This window comes from Pseudoalteromonas sp. S16_S37, assembly GCF_014694405.1.
In the GTDB taxonomy this organism is placed as follows: Bacteria; Pseudomonadota; Gammaproteobacteria; order Enterobacterales; family Alteromonadaceae; genus Pseudoalteromonas.
In genome coordinates this window covers 1-903 of the sequence record NZ_JAAUWV010000165.1, presented here as the reverse complement: position 1 = coordinate 903, position 903 = coordinate 1, and the positions used below count along the sequence as shown (strand labels likewise).

Below are 903 nucleotides of genomic sequence, written 5' to 3'. Positions count from 1 at the left end.
TAACCTGAGCTGCGCATAAGAAAATGAACTAAAAGCCCTTGTGGTGATCAGATCTTTCGACCAAGAAACATAAGATTACCAAGGACAAGGGCATGAATAACTTAGACGCAATTTTCGTAGATGTCGATGACTTTTGTTTATTGTTTGAACCTCAGTGGCTGGCACACTTGCTCGAAACAGGTGAAAAGCAGCGTATTAAGCCATCAAGGCTGAGTTCTAGCGAAGTTATGACTATTCTTATCGCCTTTCACCATTCAGGCTTTAGAGATTTTAAAACTTATTACACCAAGTTCGTTTGCCAATATTGGCGGTGTTATTTTCCTGATTTAGTCAGCTACACGCGAATGCTGAAGTTACTACAAACCGTATTACCAGCCCTATGTAGCTATCTAAAGCAGCGATTTGCTAAGCCTACTGGGATCGCATTTATTGACTCAACATCGCTGAAAGTTTGCCACAACATGCGTATCCCTCGTCATCAAGTATTTTCAGATGTTGCGAAGCGAGGCAAAGGGTCTATGGGGTGGTTCTATGGCTTCAAACTTCACCTGATCATGAATGATGAAGGTGGTTTATTAGCGGTTAAAGTGACGGAGGGTAATGTGGATGATAGAAAGCCTGTTTTGGATATGGTTGATAATGTGGCAGGTAGTTTGTATGGCGACAAAGGTTATGTATCAGCAAGCTTAAAGGCTGAATTAGCTGAGCAAGGCATTGATTTTATTACAGGCCAGCGAAGCAATATGAAACGCCAACCTATTTCAGATTGGGATAAGGCAATGTTGTCAAAACGGTTCATTATTGAAACGGTGTTTGATCAACTCAAGAACATAACTCACATAGACCACACAAGGCACCGTAGCTGTATTTCATTTATGGTGAACTTGATGGCAGGCCTCATCG

Annotated in this window: 1 protein-coding gene; it reads left to right on the top strand. The window is 41.6% G+C overall.

Translation table 11 applies throughout. The features are described 5' to 3' along the window. Positions 1–92 precede the first annotated feature (92 nt). Positions 93–903, top strand: an 811-nt coding sequence (locus HC733_RS22405) for an IS982 family transposase (RefSeq protein WP_190367182.1), incomplete at its 3' end; no start/stop codon positions are given.